Consider the following 21,709-nt stretch of genomic DNA (forward strand, 5'->3'; position numbering starts at 1 on the left):
GCCAACGCGTTGCGTTGTTCAAAAACGCTCCCGGCGTTTTTAGTACGCACCTCATCCCTGAGGTGCGCCCGTACCCGGGCCAACGCGTTGCGTTGTTCAAAAACGCTCCCGGCGTTTTTGTCTTGCGCGGGACGCTTTCCTCTTCTGACCCGGCTCCCTGCGCGTTGAGCTGATTTATTGCTGCTGGATTCACTCTGATTTGCCTTTCAGGCAGTGATTTGGCACAAACAACTCTTACGCACAAAGCGGCTGACTGAACTGCATCTGATAGAGCCGCGCATATGCGCCGTTCTGTTGCAGCAACTGCTGATGCGAGCCGCGCTCCACAATTTCACCCTCATCTACCAGCAGAATTTCATCAGCCTTTTCAATGGTCGAGAGACGGTGAGCGATGATCAGCGTGGTCCGGTTCTGCTGCAGCGTCTCCAGCGCAGACTGAATCGCGCGTTCAGACTCGGTGTCCAGAGCTGAGGTCGCTTCGTCGAGGATCAGAATCGGGCTGTCTCGCAACAGGGCGCGGGCAATGGCGATGCGCTGCCGCTGTCCACCCGACAGCAGCACGCCGTTTTCTCCAATCACCGTATCCAGTCCGTTATCCATTTTATTAACGAATTCCATGGCATGGGCCATCTCTGCCGCCTTTTCTATTTCCTCGCGGCTGAAGACATCGGTACGGGCATAGGCAATATTGTTGGCAACCGTGTCATTGAACAGGTGAACATGCTGAGAGACCAGCGCCACCTGCTCGCGCAGCGAGGCCAGGGTATAATCACGCAGGTCATGGCCATCCAGCAAAATTTCGCCGCTGTCGATGTCGTAAAAGCGCGTCAGCAGGCTGGCAAGGGTCGATTTCCCTGAACCGGAACGGCCGACCAGCGCCACGGTTTTACCGGCAGGAATGGTCAGATTGATCTGCTGCAGCGCCGGTGTTTCCGCGACCGGATAGGTAAAGGTAACATCCCGAAATTCAATGTTGCCGGTGGCGCGCTTAACCACGCGTGTCCCTTCATCTTTCTCCTGTTCCATATCCAGAATCGCAAACAGCGTCTGACAGGCCGCCATGCCGCGCTGGAACTGGGCATTGACGTTGGTCAGCGACTTTAACGGACGCATCAGCATCAGCATGGCGGAAAAAACCGCACTGATAGAGCCTGCGGTCAGCGTGGCCATCACCGAGGGGAAACTGGCCGCATAGAGCACAAAGGCGAGTGCCGAGGAGGCGAGCAGCTGAATAATCGGATCGGAGAGTGAGGTCGCCGAGACCATTTTCATTCCCTGGCGACGCATGTTGTTGCTGACCTGTCCGAAGCGGTCGGACTCAACCTGCTGGCCGCCAAACATCAGCACCTCTTTATGCCCTTTCAGCATCTGCTCGGCATGAGAAGTCACCTGCCCCATGGTGTTCTGCATATTTTTGCTGATGCGGCGAAAGCGCCTGGAGACGATACGAATTGCCAGCGACACAATAGGTGCCAGCACCAGAAGGATCAGCGAAAGTTGCCAGCTGTAGTAAAACATCATCACAAACAGGCCAAGAATAGAGGCCCCTTCACGCACTACCGTCACCAGTGAACCAGAAGAGGAAGAGGCGACCTGCTCACAATCGTAGCTGATACGGGAGAGCAGCGTACCGGTTGATTGCTGATCAAAAAATGCCACCGGCATGCCCATCATATGGCTGAACAGGCGACAACGCAGGGCCATCACCACTTTGCCTGACACCCACGAGATACAGTAACTGGAGAGATAGCCGCTGACACCGCGGATCAGGATCAGCCCGATAATCACCAGCGGCATCCAGACCAGAATGCCGGGATTTTTCTGGCCAATGACATCGTCCAGCAGCGTCTTCAGTAACGTCAGCATAAACGGGTCTATGGCGGCGTTGACGATCAGGGCAACACCCGCGACCAATAGCCCCAGTCTGAAGGGAGAAATCATCGGCCACAGGCGACCAAAGGTTTGTCTGGTAGAGAGATTGGTATCAAGCATGACATGCCTCTTACCGTTGTGAACAGACGGAGGATGTTATGTTAAACCGCATCAACCAACAGGAAACTGCCGCGTGGTAAATAATGCTGACCATTCCCAAATGAGACTGGCACATTAATCTTAGCATTGAGACGGGGATCACTCTGGCACGAAAAGCATTATGTCGCCTTAACAGCAAACAGCGTGATATCCGGTAAATTGCGTCTAACAAAGTGGCCCGTGCCAGTTATTTACCTTAAGCTGAAAATTAGTGGTTAATAACAGACACTCTTCGGCAATCCTCTTTAATCTCTCTTATAATTTATTGATTAATATTAATCAGTTACGCAAACAAATCGCTCTCCAGGCATAGTCCTAATCTGGTCAGATTCGCCCTTTTCGGATGGACGACCGCCTGAAAAAAGACCATCTTTTAATCAAAAGACAGCAGGACGCTGTTCTCTCCGGCCGCGAACAAAACAATTAAAATATTCCCCGCATCAGGATCTATTTATGCACACAGAAATTATTAATATCTGGCCACACGGTGATGCACCAGGCGCCAGCGACTCGCGCGCCGAGCCGCAGATTGTCGATATGGCAAAAGAGTATGAGCCTTACGATCGCGCCGCTACCGGCGTGCGTTGCCCGGAGATGGCGATCTGGCATCCGGTCGAATCCAATGGCATTACCCTGCTGGTCGCACCGGGCGGTGGCTATCAGCGTGTCATGATCGATCGTGAAGGCAGCGCGCTGGCAACCTTCTTTACTTCAATGGGCTACACCCTGGCAGTCATGACCTATCGCCTGCCCTACGACGGGCATCACGAAGGTCCCGATGCGCCGCTGGCCGATGCGCAGCGTGCGGTTCGCGTCCTGCGTGATCGGGCACAGCGCGGCCTGAACGGTAAATACATTGTGATGATGGGCTTTTCGGCGGGTGGCCACGTGGCGGCCAGCCTGGGAACGCGTTTCGCAGAGAAACTCTATCCAGTGCAGGATGGCGCTGAAAACTTCTCGCCGCGTCCGGATGCGATGGTACTGGTCTATCCCCTGATCAGTATGCGTGACGGCATCGCCCACGAAGGTGCCAGAACCCGCCTGCTGGGTGCATGGCCCGATCAGAAAACGATTGAAGCCTATTCAATGGAAACCCGGGTTCATCCGCTGGTGCCGCCGACGCTGTTAATCCACGCCGCCGACGATGACGATGTCTCAGTGAATCACAGCATGGCGTTTTTCGGCGCGCTGCGTGAGCATAAGGTTCCGGCAGAGGTGCATTTCTATCAGAAAGGCGGGCACGGATTTGGTATCCGTGGCGTGGCAGATTTGCCCCTCGCCAGCTGGCCGATGTTAGTGACCGAGTGGCTCAGGGCAAAAACCTGACGTTACGCGGCGGGCGGAGCGTCTTTGACGTTGCTATCCGGCGGACTGGCTTCATTGCTGGTCGCCGGTGCCGCTGGCGGTGACATCACTTTGTCCCAGCTGTTTTGCAGGCTCTTCACGTTGGTTTCCGCTTCGCCTTCCGGCTGAATCAGAACCATCATCAGCTCCTGCGTCAGCTGCTGACGCAGCTCCTGGTTCAGCTGTTCGCGGGTCAGGCCGGCCAGGAAAGTCTGACGCAGCTTCTGATACTGCTCTGGCGCGATATCGACCACGGCGTTCTGCTGCGAGCGCAGGCGCTGGCTCATCAGCACATCCGTATCGGTGCGGGCATAAGTGGTAAACAGCTTGTTCAGCTCCAGCAGCTTCTGCGCCATCAGCGCATCAAACTCCTCCTGCGGTATGCCTTTATCACGCACGTTCGCCAGCTCACGTGCCACCAGATTCATATTCTGCGCCAGATTGTCATTGCGCCCATCCATGTTGATGGAACACTGCGCCCGCTGATAGAGCACCCGGCAGTCGAATCCGACCTGGATGCCCTGCGCCTTACTGTCGCTGAGTGCACGCTGAACGTGCCAGAACAGCGCTTCACGGGCCAGGTCGCTCTGCCAGTAACGCTGCAGATTCTGGGAGTCACGAATCGGTTGCCATGGCGTATCCCACACCAGCGACAGACGATCCTGCGTCATGTTGCTGCTGACCAGATTCACCGGCTCATGTGGCAGCGGTGACAGCGTCGGCAGTGGCGCAGGGGTTTCACGTTTGCCGGTTAACGCCGAAAAGGTTTTGTTGATCTGTTCAGAGAGGTTACGGCTGTCAACGTTGCCTACCACGTAGAGCGTCATCGCGTCCGGGGTGTACCACTGATGATAAAAATCGCTGAGCTGGGTTAAATCCACCGGCGCACGGGGTTGTGTAGCGGGATCGTGCGCCAGCAGCGCGGAGCCTTTCAGGCGGTAGCGCCACCAGACATCCTGCGGATCTTTCGGCCAGGTCGCCACCGGATCGGAGGCGGCCAGCGCGGTGTTAACCACCTCTTCAGTGATCGCCATATTGCCCGCCGTGGCCGCCAGCCAGTTCAGCGCTTCTTTCAGCAGCTCAGGGCGGTTATTCGGCAGGCTCAGATTATATTGGGTGGAATCATAGGAGATGATGACGGGCGGCAGCGGATGCTGAGGATCCATCGCCTGTTGCCATAGCGCACGCTGCTGATGATTATCGAGTGCAGTGTTATGCACCATCGCCAGGCGTGGCAGCAGATGACTGAAGCCGGTCTGTTGCGCACTCTCCACCAGCGAACCGGTATTCACCACCAGACGCAGTTCAATGCGGTCGCTGGGCCGTTGCGGTGTGGCCAGTAACTGCCAGTTAAATCCATTATCCAGCTTGCCTTCCTGCCAGGCCGGATCCGGTTGCAGCGTTTCGGCCTGGAGACCAAAGCTGCCTGCCAGCACTAATCCACCAACCAAAAGCCGAATTCTGGTGCCCTGCATGTGAACCCCTACTCAAATAATTCAAATATCATTATCACTGGCGCATATTGCCGCTGTTATTAACGAACCGGCTGACGCCGATTCGCGCTGTTATCCAACAACAGAGTGTTTGACCACAGGAAGCTCAGGATGTCGCGCAACGAAGTGAAAAACGTCAAAAAAAACAAGTGGGGTTCATTATGCAAATGCCCGCTGTCAGGGCAAGCGACAGCGGGCATTTGTGGGGATTTAAGTGAAATTCAATGATTAAATTGAAGATTCAGACGCTTTATTCTCCTTATTACGGCCTGCCAGCGTGTCGGCCAGCTGTTTATGATCCAGCTGATCGACCCACTTCGCGACCACCACGGTCGCCACTCCGTTACCGATCAGGTTAGTCAGCGCACGGGCTTCAGACATAAAGCGGTCAATACCGAGTATCAGCGCCAGACCCGCCACCGGCAGATGTCCTACCGCAGAGAGCGTCGCCGCCAGTACGATAAATCCGCTTCCGGTTACCCCCGCTGCGCCTTTCGAGGAGAGCAGCAGCACCACCAGCAGCGTAATCTGATGGAAGATATCCATGTGGGCATTGGTCGCCTGAGCGATGAACACCGCCGCCATGGTCAGGTAAATCGAGGTGCCGTCGAGGTTAAAGGAGTAACCGGTGGGGATCACCAGCCCGACCACTGATTTCTTACAGCCCAGTTTCTCCATCTTATCCAGCATGCGCGGCAGTGCAGACTCGGAAGAGGAGGTCCCCAGCACAATCAGCAGCTCTTCTTTGATATAGGCGATGAACTTAAAGATGCTGAATCCGGCAAACAGACGCGCAATCAGCCCCAGCACGATCACCACAAACAGAACACAGGTGATATAGAAGCAGATGATCAGCTGGCCGAGCTGCACCAGTGATCCCACGCCATACTTACCGATAGTGAACGCCATTGCGCCAAATGCCCCTATCGGTGCCAGACGCATGATCATGTTAATGATGCCGAAAATGACTTTTGAGAAATTTTCAATCACGTTGAAAATCAGCGTGCCGGTGTTACCCAGGCGATGCAGGGCGAAACCAAACAGAATGGCGAACAGCAATACCTGCAGAATGTTGCCGCTGGCAAAGGCGCCAATCACGCTGTTAGGAATAATATCCAGCAGGAAGGGGACGATGCCCTGCTGTTCTGCCTGCTGGGCGTACATCGCCACGGCTTTGGCATCCAGCGTGGCAGGATCAACGTTCATCCCGGCACCTGGCTGCACGACGTTTACCACGATCAGGCCGATAATCAGCGCGATGGTGCTGACAATTTCAAAATAGAGCAGTGCAACTGCGCCGGTACGCCCTACCGCTTTCATGCTTTCCATGCCAGCGATGCCGGTCACCACGGTACAGAAAATCACCGGGGCGATAATCATCTTGATTAATTTAACAAAGCCATCTCCCAGCGGCTTCATCTGGGTCCCTAACTCCGGGTAAAAATGGCCTAACAAAACGCCGATGCCAATCGCCATCAGCACCTGGAAATAAAGGCTTTTAAAAAGTGAGGTTTTCATAAACAGGTGTCCACTAACGCCGTGAGGTGATGTTGTCGGATTCGTTATTGTGACTGGCGGGCAACAGAGGTGGCGCCTGACAGTAACCCGAAAATAACACTCTGTTTACGTGATTAATACAGGGTGACAAACGCCCAGGAAACCCTGGGATCGTAATTCTGAACTGAAACGCTTCAGCAAGGGGTTTTGTAACTAAAATTCTCGCAAAATCAATGAATCAGGCAATTATTGCGGCAGTGAGGATTTTTCGATCCAGGTCTGGTTGAAGCGGCTCACCGGCAGCGCTTCCGCATAGAGGTAGCCCTGACCGATAGCGATGCCGCGCGCCAGCAGCCAGTCGCGCTGCTCCGCCGTTTCCACACCTTCGGCAATCACCTCCAGATGGATAATTTCGGCGATAGCCGCCACGATGCGGACCATGGTGTCGTCATGCGGCAGTGCCGCCACAAAGCTGCGATCCATCTTCAGTTTGTTAACCGGCAACGCTTTCAGCTGATGGAGATAGTTCAGGTTAGAATAGCCCATACCGAAATCATCCAGCGCCACCGCCACGCCGGTCTGCTGCAACATCCGCAGCATCGACATCGCCTGTTCCGCATCGTCAAGCTGAGCCGTTTCTGTCACTTCCAGCACCAGAGTGCCTGGTGCGATACGGTGGCGCGCCAGCAGGGATTGCAGATGAGAAACTACACCGGTATCCCGCAGTTGCACTGCGGAAATATTCACACTCAGCGGCAGCATAATACCCTGTCGCTGCCAGCCAGCCAGAATGCGGCACGCCTCTTCAAACACCCAGCGGCCAATCGCGCTAATCACACCAATCTCTTCAGCACTGGCAATAAACTCTTCGGTCAGACCGTAACTGCCATCAGGCTGGCGCATACGCAGCAGCGCTTCTGCGCCGGTTAACGTACCGGTGCGCATATCCACCTGGGGTTGCAGGTAGAGGGCGAATTGCTCATCGTGCAGCCCCTGCAGAATGTCATGCTCCTGTGTCAGACGCTTCTGAGCGCGCTCGGTCAGCGCGGCGTCAAAGAACAGGATCTGATTTTTGCCCTGATGACGGGCCGACATCATCGCCGAGGTCGCGCGGTCAAGCAGCTCGTTAGCGCTCATCGGCTTGTCGTCGCGCAGCGCCAGACCGATGCTGACGTTAGGACGCAGCTGCAGCTGATGCAGGTTGACCGGCTGATTCAGGCGAATCATCAGGTTGCGCGCCAGGCGCAGCGCACGAAACGGATTACTGGCGCGCTTCATTAACAGCACGAAGTCGCTGACACCGGTCTGTGCCAGCAGGGTATGGTCATCCAGCGTATGCCGGATTTTCTCCACCAGCGTCAGCATCAGCGTATCGCGCTGCTCATCGCGCAGGACGCCATTGGCTTCCTGCAGCGTTTCAATGCGGATCACCATCAGACCCAGAGGCTGTTCAGGGTTACACATGAACTGTTCGACCAGCGCAAGAAACAGCGTACGGTTAGGCAGATCGGTGACGGCAAAATGGGTGGTCAGCCGACTCATCTCGTCATGAATCGACTCCAGCACCTGCTGATTACGGTTGTAGCTGCGGATCAGCATGCCGATTTCGTCATCGCGATGGCTCTGCGGCAGGGTCAGTTTATGCGTCAGAATCGACTGCGGTGGCAACTCCTGCAGCTCGCGTGAGAGATTGCGCAGCGGATGCACCACCAGCCGGTTGATGCACCAGCTGATCGCCACGGAGAGGATCAGCGCCAGCAGCAGATAGGTGATGATCATGGTTGAGAGCGTGCTGAGGATAAACTGGTAGACGCGCGTCGAATTAGCCTGCAACACCAGATAGGCCAGCGGCTTCGGCATCCCGGTATTTTCGACCGAATAGAGCGGCAGGGTAATCTGCACCGGCAGCTCAAACAAGCGGGCCACCAGAAGCGGCACCGGTTTTTCCGTCTCAAAGTCGGCATGCAGGGCCTGAAACGCATTAGGCAGCACCACGTCGGCGCGCGATAAAATACCGGCAGGCTTCAGTGAATGAAGAATGCGTTCGGCCTGAGAAATATCGGCACGCAGCACCGCTTCCGACAGCGGCTGGCGGACGGTGTGCGCGATATTCTCCATCTGCTGGGCGTAGTCAATCCTGCGCTGCTGCACAAAATGAAACAGTTGGATGACGATAAAGATACTGATGGTGATAACCGCAACCAGCGAAACTGTCGCCATCTGCTTTATCGTAAGTGACCGGCTTACGCGCAAAAAATTCTCTCCCGACGATGAAAAAAGCCCAGATAGCAGACAGGACAATGCCCGCCAGTATATCCCAAAAACTGACTTTTTTACCGTCTGAAAAGTCCTGCTTTTTCCCGTTCCGTGTTATTTAAAATCTGCGTAAGGGATCAGCGACTGTGGCGGCATATCGAGATCGCCTTCCCAGCCGCCGGCAGCATAGCGCACATAGAGCAGACCATGACTCGGGGTGTAATCCTTCGCCTGCTGAATATCGACACCCGCACCAATAAACCAGTTCGACGTCAGCCGTCGCTCAATGACTGCCTGCAGCGTATAGCCCGTACCGCCGCCGGAACTGCTGGCAGAAGACGGATTACTGGCAAGGGTATAGCCCGGATTAACCGGATAACGCTGCTGCGCACTGGTTTTCGAATGTGACCAGGAGACGGAGCCGCCCAGATCAAACGACCAGTTCTCTGTCCGCTGCCGCCAGGTCACCGGCACGGAAAAGGAGAGATACTGCTGCGGACTGTAGTAGCCGCCCTGGCCGAAGGTGTAATCACTGAGATCCTTCTGATAGTGCCAGAGCATGCTGTTCAGCCCGACGGTTGCACGGCGGTTGTCGCTGTTGATGAGCTTGTAGTAATAGCCGCCCATCAGGCGCTCACGGCTGTTATCGGCAACATTTTTACCGGTGATCTGATGCGCGCTGATATCACCCCAGACGCCATGCGCGCCGCCCTGATCGTAACTCAGCCCGATGCTGCCGCCCGTGGCCACCACGCCACCCCAGCTTTTGCCCCCGTTGGCTGCAGGATCGCGCGTCCCGGCATAGGAGAGCAGCGAACTGGCTATCGGCCTGCGTGAGGCAGTGAGTGTGACGCCGAGCTGTTTCACATCGGTTTTCCAGCTCAGCCCGCCGGTCCAGTTAGTGACTTCAAAACCCAGCGGCGTGGTACCGAGGTCAGCCGACCAGGTCGCGTTATGCCAGCCAGCGGCCAGCGCCGTACCCTCATCGCGCTGGCGGGTCTGGCGACTGCAGCCGCCCGAACTGGCGTCGTCACAGCTGCCAAACAGGGCGTCGATGCTGCCGTTTTGGGTGGTAAAGGTGCCTGCGGAGACATCCACCCGATCAAGACGGACAAAGCCCCGGCCATCGGCAAACGGATGTTCCGCCTGCAGCATGGTGGTGTGCGCCGTAAAATCGGAGATGCCGCCGGTACCACTGTTGCGAGAATAGTCCTGCTGCACCGTCAGCGTGGTCTGCTGCTGACGGTAAAGATCGGCCGTGTCGCTGCGCAGGCTGCGCTTCAGCCAGTCATCCTGAGGATCGTTGCGGGTTGCGCGGCTGATATTGCCACGGCTATCGATACCGCTGGCCGTCATCGCCTGACGATAGTCTGTCAGCGCCTGTTCTGGCTGCTGCTGCGCACCCTCCAGCCGTGCCGCATCACGAAACACCAGCGCCTTGTCCTGCGAAGGCGGCAGCGCGGCAGCACGCTGTTTCAAATCGGTAAATAGCGCGACAGCCCGTGTGGTTTCACCCACCGCCTGCCACGCCAGCGCAGCACGGCGATCCGCATTGACGCTGGCCTGTACCGGCGGCTGTTGCTCAAGCGCCTGTCGGGCTTCGCTGTTGCGCTGCAGGGCAACCAGCGCTTCGATTCGTCCCAGCGCCGCATCGCCGTTATCCGGCTGGCGCGACAGCACCTGCTGATAATCCGCCAGTGCCTGCTGCGCTTCACCGCGTTCCAGCGCCCAGTCGGCCAGTAGCAGGTCGCGCTGGCTGGAAACCGGCTGCTGCTTAAGCAGCGTCACCGCTGCCTGCTCCTGCCCGGCGACGCGCAGCGCCTCAGCCTGGTCAAAGATCTGATCCTGCTTCAGGCGGTCAGCCAGCTCGCGCATATCGCTGCTCCACTGCGCGTCGGGCAGCCGATGCAGCGAAGCCATCGCCTCACTATTGTTATCGTTGCCTGAGAACCAGAGTGCGGTCGCATAAAGCGCGGTGGCGTTTTGGGGATGCTTCTGCAACAGTGCGCGCATTACCGCATCCGCCTGCTGTCCGGCTCCGCCGTTACGCAGTGCACCCGCCAGCCGGTAACTGAGCCAGACGTCATCCGGTGCCAGCTCGCGCGCCTGGCGATATTTCTCTGCGGCCTGCGACCAGCGCGCCTGCTGCGCCAGGGCATCCGCCTCCGCGCGCAGGCTGTCGCTGCGCAGCGTCCGGATTGTATCGGCCAGTGCACGCTGCTGTGCAGCGGGCAAGGTAGTGATAAATTCCATCTCGCGGGCAGGCGACACCGTCTGATACAGCCCCGCCAGCCGACGCACTGCGGTGATATTGGTGCCATCCAGCCGTCGCGCGCGCTGCCAGAACTGTTCAGCCGCCGCCGTCTCTTTGCGCGCCATCGCCACATCACCCAGACCAATCAGGGCATAGCTGTCGCTGCTGTCATACGTTTGCGCCGCGCGATAGTATTTTTCGGCAGCATCAATATCGTGCTGTGCCAGCGCTTTATCGCCCTGCTCAATCGCCAGCCAGTAGCGATTGCTCTGCAAAAGTGACTGCCATTTACCAATCAGCGTGCTCTGCTGACCCGCTTTAATGGCGCGTTCCAGCCAGAGAATGGCGGCATCACGATGACCTGCGCGGGCCTGAGTTTGTCCCATTGCGCCCATTAATTCGGCATCGTCGGGATTCGCTTTCAGCGCCCGGTTAAGGGTCGTCATCGCGTTATTCACGTCGCCTGCGTCAACCAGCGCCAGCGCCCGCATTCGTTCCCGATAAGCGGGATCGGCCAGCGTCGTCTGCTGCTTCGCGAGCGCCTCTGCGCCCTGCTGGTGCGCATCGCCCTCAGTGAAAACAGCCAGATAAGCTTTAAGCTGTGCCACGCTGCTGTCGCTGATGGGCTGATCGGTGATCTGCTGCAGCCAGAGGTCGGCGGCAGCGGTACGCCCGCCATTGCTGTTTGCCAGCTTTTTCAGCTGCGCTATCGCCTTTTCTGGCTGCTGCTGATTAAACGCCATACGCGCAATTTGTAGCTCAACCCCGATATTGCCCGGATAGCGCTGTTCCAGTGCCTGAAGCTGCTGATAAGCCACGCCCTCCTGACCGGGAAGACGTGCCAGCAGCCGCCAGTACTCCAGGGCGGTATTGGGATCGGGGAAGACGCCGTTAAACAGCGCATCATAAGCGCTTTTCGCCTCGGTCAGTCGCCCCGAGGTGGCAAGCAGACGCGCCTGCTGCAGTTGCTGTCGTCCATCGGATGAGGTCAGCACCAGGCCGACAGCGGATTCGCGTGTCTCTGCCGAATCAGGTGCAACCTTTTTCAGTTGAGCCAGCAGCAATTGCGCGCTGGCGATATCACCCTGATGCAGCGCCAGCCGCAGACGTGCCGCCAGCACCTGGGGATTATCGGGATCGATTTTCTCAAGCCGATAGAGCGATTGCTGTACCAGATCGTATTTGTTGGTCGACTCGCCGGTACGGACCTGGGTCAGCAGCCAGTCGACCGGTGAGACTTCCGATCCGTCAGCGGACGCGGCCATTCCCGGCAGCGCACTTAGCGCGCCGAGCAGCATGCCTGTCCGCAATAACTGAGCGTTATTCATCTTCATCCAGTAAACGACGACGGGTAATAATTCGCATCAGACGCCATGTCATCAGCGCGAACAGCACCACCACAAAGAATGCACAGAGTGCCAGCCAGAAGGGATGTGAAGAGAGCAGTGACCAGAGACGTTCCCACCACGGCAGATGGCCAACAAAGTAGGTCTCTCCAACGCGCAGGCTGTTGACGCCAGACTCACGGATAATCGCCGTGGAGCCTGAGATCGCCTGGCGTTTGCCGCTGTCATCCAGCGCCTCATCAAGCAGCTGCCAGCTGCGCGGACTGCCATCGGCGAGCAGTGCCACCACACTGCGCTGATCGTAAAACGGCGACTGGAAACCGATCACGGTCGCCAGCGGGCCGCGTGAACCAATGGCTGTGGTACTTTCCGCTGCTCTTTCAGCCTCACTCAGCGGCTGAACAGGCTGAGAAACCTTGCGCGCCGGGGTTTTCAGCCAGCTGGCGGTGGCATCGACCAGCGCCGTGATCCGACGGTCATCCTGAAGATCTTTAGGAATATCGCCGATCATCAGCAGATCCGCATCCTGCTTTTTCGCCGTACTCCAGTCATCGGTAAGCTGCACGCGCAGCGCCGGATAGCCGGTCTGCGCGCCCATATTGCCCAGCGCATTCAGCAGTGTACTCACCTGCTGTGCATCAGGGTTGGACTGGACCAGCACCAGCGTCTGGGCCAGATCGGCGTAGCGACTGAACGGGAAGCCAGCATTCGCCCAGCTCTGCAATGAGGGCATTTCGATGTAGTGGCGATAGCCAGAGAAGTCGATGCTGGAATTGTCGTCCACCACCACATGATGTCCTACCGGCGTCACGGTTTCACAACGCCCGTCGGCGGTGCCCCCCATAAAGGTATTGGCATAGTCAAAATCAAAGCGCAGCTGGTTAACCACGCCCAGCCGCAGCGCCGGGATCAGCAGCTCATGATTCTTGTCCATCATTCCCTGAATCAGCGGAATATGCAGCAGTTGCTGCCCGGCCGTGTTTTTCGGCACCAGCGGGTAGTCCTGAATAAACTGATTATTCAGGTTAACGGCCAGTCGTGAGCCATCCGGGTGAACAGGCGAGGTGTAGCGATAGCTCAGATCCATATCGATACCGCGCGCGCGCACCAGGAAGAGATCGGGCGGCAGGTTCAGCGTCAGACTGATCGGGTTGGGCTGCAGACCGTCAGACTGCAGCTGGTTTTCATACTGCGTCAGCTCAGCAAAAGTGGTGCGGCGATCGGTGCGTACCCAGTTTGGCGCATCATAGGGCTGACGCGGTGCCCGCAGTGTGACGCGGTCGACGGTCGCGCTGTCGCCGCGTAACAGCAGCTCGCCCTGCGCAATCCCCTGCACCGCCGTCAGCAGATCGTCGTCGTTGCGTCCCAGGATCAGCAGCATCTTTTCATAGGGGCTGTCAGGCTGGCTTACCATCGCCACGGTCGGCTTCATCACCGGTGGCAAATTTTTCAGGAAATCCGGGCGTGCATTGTTGGTGGCAAACACCACCGCATGCTGCTGTTGCGGCAACTGATTGTAGAGCACCGGAAAATGCTGTCCGCGCCAGGCCGCTTTGCTGCCGAACCAGGAGGCCAGGATCGCAGCGGCACGCTGCTGGTTAACGTCTGGCCGGGCAGCAAACACCATCGGCAGGGTCAGCGGCCGCGTGTCGCGCGTATCAAGAAAGGGCTCCGGGAAATGAGACAGGTCGTTTTTCAGCGGCAGTTTTTGTAGCGTCAGATCCAGACCGCTCTCTTTGCCGATATCGAGCCAGATGGTGCTGTTGGCCGGATTTTCACAGATGTTGGCGTAGTGACCGACCAGCTCAAAGCGCACGCGGTTAAAGTCGGCGATAAAACGGGGATCGATCGCCAGCTGCACCTGATTCTGTTTGCCAGGCTGTTCCGGCGTCAGGGTGATCAGGCTCACCAGCTCATCGTTGAGATAGACTTTCAGCTGCGACAGCGTGGGCAGCAGCGCAGGCGACGGCCGGTAGCTGAGATTAAGCAGCGCACGTGTCACCACCTCATCACTGCGCACCCCGAACTCGATCTGCCCGCTGGGGCGGGTTCCGCTCAGCGTCATGCTGCCCGGCGGCGGGGCCAGCTTAACGAAGCTCAGCTGACTGCTACGCAGCGGCGCGGCAGGCTGCTGGGGCAACGATTGCACCGCCGTTTCTCCTGTGGCCATGATCGGCGCACTCTCCTGCGCCACTGCGCAGTTCAGCGTTGCCGAGCCCAGCAGCAGTGCAGCGACCCACCTGTTTATTCCTGTTGTTGTCATATCATCAACTCAATGCAGATTTTTTGAAGCGGGCACGCGTCCGATGCCTTGCGGCAACAGCGAAGCCAGCCAGCTTACCCCAGCGGTAAGCAGGTTAAACAACCGACGTAACTGCGGCGGGCCATATTCCGCCAGGCGCAGATAACCTTTAAAACCGAGGATCATGATGTCGGCCAGACTCTGCACCGGCTTATCCTCCGGAAAACCGTCCTGCCACAGTGCCCATGTATCGGCACGGGCGAAGGTACACTGGATAAAATCAATATGTTGCTGGGTGGTCAGCTGATGCAGACGGACACCTGCCCGACGGCCAAAGACGCGCTGGACCTGGCACGGAAAACTGAACTCCTGCTGTCCACGACGCAGCAGCAGCCAGACTTTTTCATTTTCCCGCAGCGCATCCGGTTCGCGCATTTCCAGCCCTACGCCGCCGTCAGAGTAATCACGCAGCGTACAGGGCAGCATATGACCATCCTCGCGTGCGATGGCAGCGGGCATGGCAATCTCTACCCGATGCGCCTCGCGGATCTGTCGTGCTTCAACCGACACCGCTACCGCGCCACCGAGAATAATCATGTTGTAGATCACCCAAATCAGGCTTACGCATACCGTCAGTATCTCGTTTGCCGGACCATGCTGTATGCGCCAGAACGCCATCAGCACACCCGCCAGATTGAGCAGCACCAGCAGCATATAGGGCTTGGTGATCACCCAGTCCAGGTGCTGCTCCTCGACCAGTCCGCCTTTGGCGGTAACGTTAAACTTGCCTTTGTGGGGATTGAACAGCGCTACGGTGGTCGGGCGGGCGATATACCAGGCCAGCACCGTCTCGTAGACTTCGCTCCAGAAAGAGTGACGCCAGCGCCCCTGGATACGCGAGTTGGTGAGGCTGGTATGCAGCATGTGAGGTAAAACATAAATCGCGATCGCCAGCGCAGGCGCGTAGATGATGTAGGCATGGCAGAGTAAAAATGCCAGCGGCGCCAGCAGGAAGACCAGCCTTGGAATGCCGGACAGAAAGTGCAGCATGGCGTTGGCATAACAGAGCCGCTGCACCCACTTCAGCCCTTTACCAAACAGCGGATTATCCAGGCGGAAAATCTGCACCATGCCGCGTGCCCAGCGGATACGCTGTCCGATATGCGCTGACAGGCTTTCGGTTGCCAGTCCGGCCGCCTGAGGAATGCGGATGTAGGCTGAGGTGTAGCCAAGCCGATGCAGACGCAGCGAGGTATGAGCATCTTCAGTCACGGTTTCTACGGCAATACCGCCAATCTCTTCCAGCGCGGTACGACGCAGAATGGCGCAGGAGCCGCAGAAGAAGGTGGCGTCCCAGGTATCATTACCGTCCTGCACCAGCCCGTAAAACAGCGATCCCTCATTCGGCGTACGGCGAAACCGCCCGAGATTGCGCTCAAACGGATCGGGCGAAAAGAAGTGATGCGGCGTCTGCAGCATCGCCAGCCGGGGGTCCTTGATAAACCAGCCCATGGCCATCTGTAAAAATGAGCGAGTTGGCACATGGTCGCAGTCAAAGATCGAGACGAAGTCGCTGCGGCAGTACTTTTTCAGCGCGTGGTTGATGTTGCCCGCCTTGGCATGTTCGTTAGAGGGGCGCACCACATAGTTAATGCCAATGCTGGTGGCAAATTCGCGGAATTCCGGTCGGTTGCCGTCGTCGAGCAGATAGATAGTCAGGCGATCTTTCGGCCAGTCAATGCCCAGCGCAGCATAGAGCGTCGGTCTGACAACGCTGAGCGGTTCGTTATAGGTCGGCACCAGCAGGTCCACCGATGGCCACTGCGAACGGTCCGCCGGCATAGAAACTGGCTGACGGTTAAGCGGCCAGAGTGTCTGGAAATAGCCCAGCACCAGCACCACCCAGGCGTAGGTCTCTGCTGCAATCAGCAGCAGACCAAAGATCAGGCTCAGTGGATCGTCCCAGTTCAGCGTCGAGGTATAGCGCCACCAGAGGTAGCGGCACGATACGGTCAGCGACAGTACGATCAGCATCATCGTGGGGAAACGCCCCGGTATGCGCCGTACCAGCATTGCCAGGCCCCAGAGCAGTACGACAAAAATAAACTGGGTCATGAGACCAAAGGGCTGGCTGATACAGAGCAACGCCAGCAGTGAGGCAAAGAGGGCAATAACAATGAAAAGGCTGCGTCGCATCAGCGGCGACAGGCGCTTCAGCCGCTGTTCAAGACGCGTATCAATGCCCTGGGTTTGCGAGCGGGCGACAAGATTATCCAGCCAGCGATAACCGTGGTGCCGCCAGCCAGTCAGCACGCTCAGGCGATTAACGCCGCCGCGCCCGCGCGCACCCGGTAGCCGGATCACAATCAGCCAGAGTGTCTGAATCAGAAAACGCAAAATATCCAGCGGACGCGGACGCTCTGGTGAGATGTGCGGATAAAGTCGGCGACGCTGCTGAATAACACGCTGCCAGGCCGGGCTTTCGAAACGGAGCAGCATCACCCCCAGAACAGACCAGAACAGGTGGAGTGCACTGGCGAAGCGTGAAGCGCCGTTGCCACGCGCGGTGGTATAGCCGCTGTGCAGCGATTGCCAGGCGGGAGCAGTCAACAGCCAGCGCAACGGGTTCACGACCTCACCCCATTCAGATTGAGCAGCAGCCAGTTTGCCAGCGTGATGATCTCTTCGCTGACTAACGCATGTGGCCGATATTCACCGACCGGCTGCTTCATCATCAGCGATTCAGCCAGCGCCTCATCGCGGTGGATTAGCAGCGGTATCAGCTCTGTCAGCGAAGCCATCCAGAGCTGATGGAGGTCCTGCTGCAGACGACTGTTAGCATTAAACTGATTGATAATAAACCGGGTATGCACTGGAAAATGACGCTGGCTCAGGCGTAAATGACAATTCGCGTCTGGCTGAGTGACGCACAGTACACCGTCCAGTTCCGGATAGAGCGTTTCGTGCCACGGCAGGGGATCGGCGGGCAAATCGAAAATAATCCACTGATAGCGCGCCTGCAGGTCCGGCAATGCCTGGAGCAGCGGCGCGGCCACCGCCTCATTCTGGTGGGCAATAGTCAACGCATGCTGATGAGAAAGCACACCATGAGGAAGCAAATCAGGTCCATTGGGATAGCGAAGCGCGGCATGCTGCCACGCCTCATCATCGCACAGCGCCTGCATCCAGCCACTCTCCTGCTGAGCGGGCAGATTAAAATGCACGCCGAGCTGACTGACCGGCGAGCCGTCGATCAGTAAGACCCGCTCGCCGAGGGTCGCGAGCGCCCAGCCGAGTCCTGCACAAAGAGAGGTTGTGCCAACGCCGCCCCGCACGCCCTGAAGCGCTATCAGCGGCATCAGTCAGGTTGCTCAGGCTGGCTGGGGAGCGTTTCCGCTAACAGCGGCCAGCGTGACACGATCTCTTTCAGGCGCTCTTCACGTGCAATATCGACATAGCGAAAAGAGTGCAAAGAAAAGGCGTCACGCAAAGCGCTAATATCATCCTGACGCTCGCCAGCAGTGGCGACAGGGTTATAAAGATTCTGGTTTTTCATTACTGTTCGCCAAAAATAAAACAATGTCAGATTCAGAATGACCGGCCGCGCGTAAAAAGGGCATTAAAAAATTTCCAGAAACGCGGCATTTGCACAACATTGTGAGCCAGCCTGCCATCAGAAATCTTTAAATTTCTCAGGTTACATCCTGGCCTGTCTATAATAAGCTAGCCTGGACTGGAAAAATAACGAATTCAATATGAAAAATTCTTTTTCGCTAGGGCTGTTGCATGTTCAGCCTGAATTAACGGCATTGCAAACCCCTGGCTGTTATTGGGTCACTTGTGCACGGCAGGATGACGCCCGCACTTTTATTCGACAGGTGATTTCACATCAGCAGGCCGTCACGCTCATCAGCGCTGATCAGCCGCCGCGTGATTTACTGACGCCTGACCCGGTCGGCGGCCCTGACCGTATCCCGCTGTTTTCTCTTCCCAAAAGCAAACGGAGTCTGTTGCAGCTGGAAAGTGATTTTCTGCGCACGCTCGGCAGTAAAAACGGCCTGGTGATATTTAACAGCAGTGCAGCGCAATGGGATAAGCTCGATGACGCCGAATTAACGCGGTGGATAAAGGGTATGCGCCACACGCTGCATAAAAGAAAACTCACGCTTTTAATCGTGACTTCCGGTTCCACTATAATAAACCTGAGTAATAATCTTCAGCGTTATTTTCGTCAGCTGGATGGCGTGGCGCATTTGGGCTTTCAGCAGGATAGCTGGCAGTATCGAATTAACTGGTGGTATGCCGCAGAACGCCTGCTGGCCGATCGTGCAATACGCCTGGGCTGTGAAGCGGATCGTTTCTTTACTTTAAATGAAAATCAGGAACCGCTGAGCCTTAATGACGAGCAGCATTATCTTGCAGACAAAATAGTGCTTGAGGGTGCACCGCCACTTTCACGCCAGTGGCAACTCTTTGATGATAATGAGCAGGTCTGGTTACGGGCTCAACAGGCCAATGCCGCAACGGTTATTTTCAGCCTGACCCGAAGCGACCTTATCAACGAACTGGCGAAGTTTGTACACAGCCTGCGACGCGGACGCGGCAACGGCCTGAAAATTGTGGTGCGTGAGATGGGTGCCAGCCTGCGTTACAGCGACGAACGTCTGCTGCTGGCCTGCGGGGTAAACGTTATTGTGCCGACCAACGCGCCAATGTCGCGGTTTCTGACCACACTTGAAGGTCTTCAGGGACAGGTGTTTAACCGCCGTGTTCCCGCCAGTCTTGAAGCGTTAACCGCGTCGTTGCAGCCTCTGCATGAAAAAGGCTACCTGCGGCTTGACGCCTTCTGCCAGTCAGTCAGCCAGTTGATCAGTAATACTTTACTGCCGGAAAATGATAAGGGCCTGCTGGTGGCGTTGCGGCCGGTGCCACAGCTTAAACCGCAGCAGATTCTGACACTTTGTAAGCCGCGCCGCTTTGGCGACCTGGTCACGGTACTGGAAGATCGCGTCATTCTGTTTCTCTCCTCCTGCCGCTATAACGATCTTGATAAAGCATTGAAATATATATTTTCATTGCCTCATGACGAGCTGTTTGCAAACCGAATGGTCTGGTTCGAGGATAATCAGATCCTTGCGGAAGTCAGCAATATTAAGAAACTGACGCCCATGGCGATTCAGGATCTGACGCCGGTATCAGAGACAACACGTGTCGCCGTCGAGCGCCGGCACGAAGCGCAGGAACGCTCAGCTCCCCTGCCCATCACTTTACTGCCGGAGAATGAATCCCGATGAACCTGATGGATTGGGTACAGATTGCGCTGCTGGTCGTTGTTATTTTGCTGATTTTAAAGCCGGTCTGGCACCAGTGGCTGCCGCGTCGCTGGAATGGCCTGCTGAATCGGCTGTTGCCTGCTCGCGCGCTGAAGTCTGAAGGTCACTGGCAGCGTCAATCTCCAAAAACGGATGCAAAAATTAATGAAAAATGATCAACCCGCTGCGGCCCACTCTTCCCGTTTGTGGTCCTGCTGGCGCGGACTGGGCGGCTGGAACTTCTACTTTTTAGTCAAATTCGCCCTGCTGTGGTACGGCTACCTCAATTTTCACGCCCTGAGTAATCTGGTGTTTCTTGCCTGGCTGCTTTTCCCGCTGCCGTCGGTTCGCCTGCATCGCCTGCGCCATTGGGTCTCGATCCCTGTTGGCCTCGCGCTGTTCTGGCATGACACCTGGCTACCGGGACTCAGCAGCATTCTCAGCCAGGGCGATCAGCTGGCGGGCTTCTCGGGTGCTTACCTGCTCGATCTGGCTGACCGTTTTATCAACTGGCAAATGGTGGGTGCCCTGTTTGTTCTGCTGGTGCTCTATCTGTTTATTTCACAGTGGGTTCGCATCACCGTGCTGGTTTCGCTGATGCTGATCTGGCTCAACGTGCTGACCATTGCGGGTCCGGCGATGTCGCTGCTGCCGACCCGCGCGACGACCCCGCCGGTGGTGCTGAATCAGACACCGGCTGCTGCCAGCCAGGCCGCTGCCGTGCCGGATGGGCTTGATCAGTCAGCCGCGCCCACCAGCGCCAGCCTGACCGCCTGGCTCAGCCGTTTTTACGAGAATGAACGCAAGCGCTACACCCATTTCCCTGACAGCCTGCCAGCCGATTCGCAGCCGTTCGACATCCTGGTGATCAACATCTGTTCACTCGCCTGGTCCGACATGGATGCCGCCCAGCTGCGTAATCATCCGCTGTGGCAGCACGTCGACATCATGCTGACCAACTATAACTCCGCCACCAGCTACAGCGGACCGGCGGGGATTCGTCTGCTGCGTGCCAGTTGCGGTCAGATTTCGCACAGCGAACTCTACAAACCCACCGATTCACGCTGTTATCTGTTCGATAATCTGGCGAAGCTGGGCTTTAAAGAGCAACTGATGATGGATCACACTGGTGTGTTCGGTAACTATCTCAAGGAACTGCGCGAGGGCGGCGATATTCAGGCACCGCTGATGTCACAGGCGGGCATTGCCCCGGAGCTGACCTCATTCGACGGCTCGCCGGTGCTTAACGATGCTCAGCTGATGCAGCGCTGGCTGGACGAACGCAGCAAGAGCAGCGATGCCCGCAGCGCCACCTTCTACAACCTGATCCCGCTGCACGACGGCACCCGTGAGCTGGGCAGCACCCAGACCGCCCCATGGAAGCCGCGCGCTCAACTGCTGTTTGATCAAATCGACGCCTTCCTCACCCAGCTGGAGAAGTCGGGCCGTCGGGTGATGGTGCTGGTCGTACCGGAGCATGGTGCCGCACTGCAGGGTGATAAGATGCAGATGTCAGGCCTGCGGGATATTCCCAGCCCTGCCATTACGCATGTGCCGGTGGGGATTAAGTTTGTCGGCATGAAAGCCCCGCATCAGGGTCAGCCTCTCAATATTGATGCACCGACCAGCCTGCTGGCGATCTCAGAAATTGTGTCGCGGGTGGTGGATGGGCAGGTATTTAATGCGCCGAATGTGAATATGTCGGTATTGACCGACAAGCTGCCGCAGACGCCAGTGGTGTCAGAAAACGACGGGGCGGTGGTGATGATGTATCAGGGCAAGCCCTGGATCAGGCTCAACGGCGGCGACTGGGTGCCCTATCCGCAGTAACGCCTTACCGCCGGATAGCAGAAGTATGTGTCAGGCGCGGCTCAGCGCCTGACACACCGGGTTATCAGCCGCATAATGGCGGCCAGCGCCGACGTAATGCGATT

The 21,709-nt window shown here is 57.2% G+C and carries 13 protein-coding genes; 4 read left to right on the forward strand and 9 right to left on the reverse strand.

Annotation, left to right across the window (positions count from 1 at the left end; genetic code table 11):
- Window positions 1-234: 234 nt before the first annotated feature.
- Window positions 235-1,992 (reverse strand): lipid A ABC transporter ATP-binding protein/permease MsbA, encoded by a 1,758-nt coding sequence (gene msbA, locus ACTJKZ_RS20640; protein WP_161733862.1) that lies wholly within the window; start codon window positions 1,990-1,992, stop codon window positions 235-237.
- A 492-nt stretch (window positions 1,993-2,484) separates the two neighbouring features.
- Between msbA and ACTJKZ_RS20645 the strand changes: the two genes are divergently transcribed.
- Window positions 2,485-3,357 carry an alpha/beta hydrolase gene (locus ACTJKZ_RS20645; protein WP_013359660.1) on the forward strand — a complete coding sequence of 291 codons (873 nt, stop codon included), beginning with the start codon at window positions 2,485-2,487 and terminating at the stop codon, window positions 3,355-3,357.
- Between the two features lie 2 nt (window positions 3,358-3,359).
- Here ACTJKZ_RS20645 and ACTJKZ_RS20650 read toward each other — a convergent pair whose 3' ends face one another.
- From ACTJKZ_RS20650 to bcsR, 8 genes are all read right to left on the reverse strand, one after another.
- Window positions 3,360-4,850, reverse strand: a complete 1,491-nt coding sequence (locus tag ACTJKZ_RS20650; RefSeq protein ID WP_440829999.1) for a M16 family metallopeptidase — start codon at window positions 4,848-4,850, stop codon at window positions 3,360-3,362.
- Window positions 4,851-5,096: 246 nt separating this feature from the next.
- Complete coding sequence (locus tag ACTJKZ_RS20655; RefSeq protein WP_161733858.1) at window positions 5,097-6,386, reverse strand: dicarboxylate/amino acid:cation symporter; 1,290 nt, start codon at window positions 6,384-6,386, stop codon at window positions 5,097-5,099.
- Between the two features lie 225 nt (window positions 6,387-6,611).
- Window positions 6,612-8,618, reverse strand: coding sequence for a biofilm formation regulator HmsP (gene hmsP / locus ACTJKZ_RS20660; protein ID WP_253420647.1), 2,007 nt, complete (start codon window positions 8,616-8,618; stop codon window positions 6,612-6,614).
- 117 nt (window positions 8,619-8,735) lie between these two features.
- Entirely contained in the window at window positions 8,736-12,203 is a 3,468-nt protein-coding gene (bcsC, locus tag ACTJKZ_RS20665) for a cellulose synthase complex outer membrane protein BcsC (RefSeq protein ID WP_440830000.1), read from the reverse strand.
- Entirely contained in the window at window positions 12,196-14,484 is a 2,289-nt protein-coding gene (gene bcsB / locus ACTJKZ_RS20670) for a cellulose biosynthesis cyclic di-GMP-binding regulatory protein BcsB (RefSeq protein WP_260059598.1), read from the reverse strand. The genes bcsC and bcsB overlap by 8 nt, the downstream gene beginning before the upstream one ends.
- Before the next feature lie 9 nt (window positions 14,485-14,493).
- Entirely contained in the window at window positions 14,494-17,094 is a 2,601-nt protein-coding gene (gene bcsA / locus ACTJKZ_RS20675; protein ID WP_253420641.1) for a UDP-forming cellulose synthase catalytic subunit, read from the reverse strand.
- A complete protein-coding gene (gene bcsQ / locus ACTJKZ_RS20680; protein ID WP_440830001.1) occupies window positions 17,091-17,822 on the reverse strand; it encodes a cellulose biosynthesis protein BcsQ in 732 nt (243 codons plus the stop codon). Before bcsQ ends, bcsA begins: the two co-directional genes overlap by 4 nt.
- Window positions 17,822-18,019, reverse strand: a complete 198-nt coding sequence (gene bcsR / locus ACTJKZ_RS20685; RefSeq protein WP_161734210.1) for a cellulose biosynthesis protein BcsR — start codon at window positions 18,017-18,019, stop codon at window positions 17,822-17,824. Before bcsR ends, bcsQ begins: the two co-directional genes overlap by 1 nt.
- A 199-nt stretch (window positions 18,020-18,218) precedes the next feature.
- Between bcsR and bcsE the strand changes: the two genes are divergently transcribed.
- The 3 genes from bcsE to bcsG are packed head-to-tail and all read left to right on the forward strand — an operon-like array spanning window position 18,219 to window position 21,605.
- A complete protein-coding gene (bcsE, locus tag ACTJKZ_RS20690) occupies window positions 18,219-19,757 on the forward strand; it encodes a cellulose biosynthesis protein BcsE (protein ID WP_161734208.1) in 1,539 nt (512 codons plus the stop codon).
- A complete protein-coding gene (gene bcsF, locus ACTJKZ_RS20695) occupies window positions 19,754-19,951 on the forward strand; it encodes a cellulose biosynthesis protein BcsF (RefSeq protein ID WP_098051885.1) in 198 nt (65 codons plus the stop codon). Before bcsE ends, bcsF begins: the two co-directional genes overlap by 4 nt.
- On the forward strand, window positions 19,941-21,605 hold the full coding sequence (gene bcsG, locus ACTJKZ_RS20700; protein WP_161734206.1) for a cellulose biosynthesis protein BcsG: 1,665 nt from the start codon (window positions 19,941-19,943) through the stop codon (window positions 21,603-21,605). The genes bcsF and bcsG overlap by 11 nt, the downstream gene beginning before the upstream one ends.
- The last annotated feature ends 104 nt before the right edge of the window (window positions 21,606-21,709 follow it).

The organism is Pantoea sp. 22096, from assembly GCF_052045955.1.
GTDB classification, from domain to species: domain Bacteria; phylum Pseudomonadota; class Gammaproteobacteria; order Enterobacterales; family Enterobacteriaceae; genus Pantoea; species Pantoea alfalfae.

Coding starts and splice junctions, on each gene's coding strand:
- msbA (WP_161733862.1), bottom strand. CDS start 1,992: ATGCTTGATACCAATCTCTCTACCAGACAAACCTTTGGTCGCCTGTGG.
- ACTJKZ_RS20645 (WP_013359660.1), top strand. CDS start 2,485: ATGCACACAGAAATTATTAATATCTGGCCACACGGTGATGCACCAGGC.
- ACTJKZ_RS20650 (WP_440829999.1), bottom strand. CDS start 4,850: ATGCAGGGCACCAGAATTCGGCTTTTGGTTGGTGGATTAGTGCTGGCA.
- ACTJKZ_RS20655 (WP_161733858.1), bottom strand. CDS start 6,386: ATGAAAACCTCACTTTTTAAAAGCCTTTATTTCCAGGTGCTGATGGCG.
- bcsC (WP_440830000.1), bottom strand. CDS start 12,203: ATGAATAACGCTCAGTTATTGCGGACAGGCATGCTGCTCGGCGCGCTA.
- bcsB (WP_260059598.1), bottom strand. CDS start 14,484: ATGACAACAACAGGAATAAACAGGTGGGTCGCTGCACTGCTGCTGGGC.
- bcsQ (WP_440830001.1), bottom strand. CDS start 17,822: ATGCCGCTGATAGCGCTTCAGGGCGTGCGGGGCGGCGTTGGCACAACC.
- bcsR (WP_161734210.1), bottom strand. CDS start 18,019: ATGAAAAACCAGAATCTTTATAACCCTGTCGCCACTGCTGGCGAGCGT.
- bcsE (WP_161734208.1), top strand. CDS start 18,219: ATGAAAAATTCTTTTTCGCTAGGGCTGTTGCATGTTCAGCCTGAATTA.
- bcsF (WP_098051885.1), top strand. CDS start 19,754: ATGAACCTGATGGATTGGGTACAGATTGCGCTGCTGGTCGTTGTTATT.
- bcsG (WP_161734206.1), top strand. CDS start 19,941: ATGAAAAATGATCAACCCGCTGCGGCCCACTCTTCCCGTTTGTGGTCC.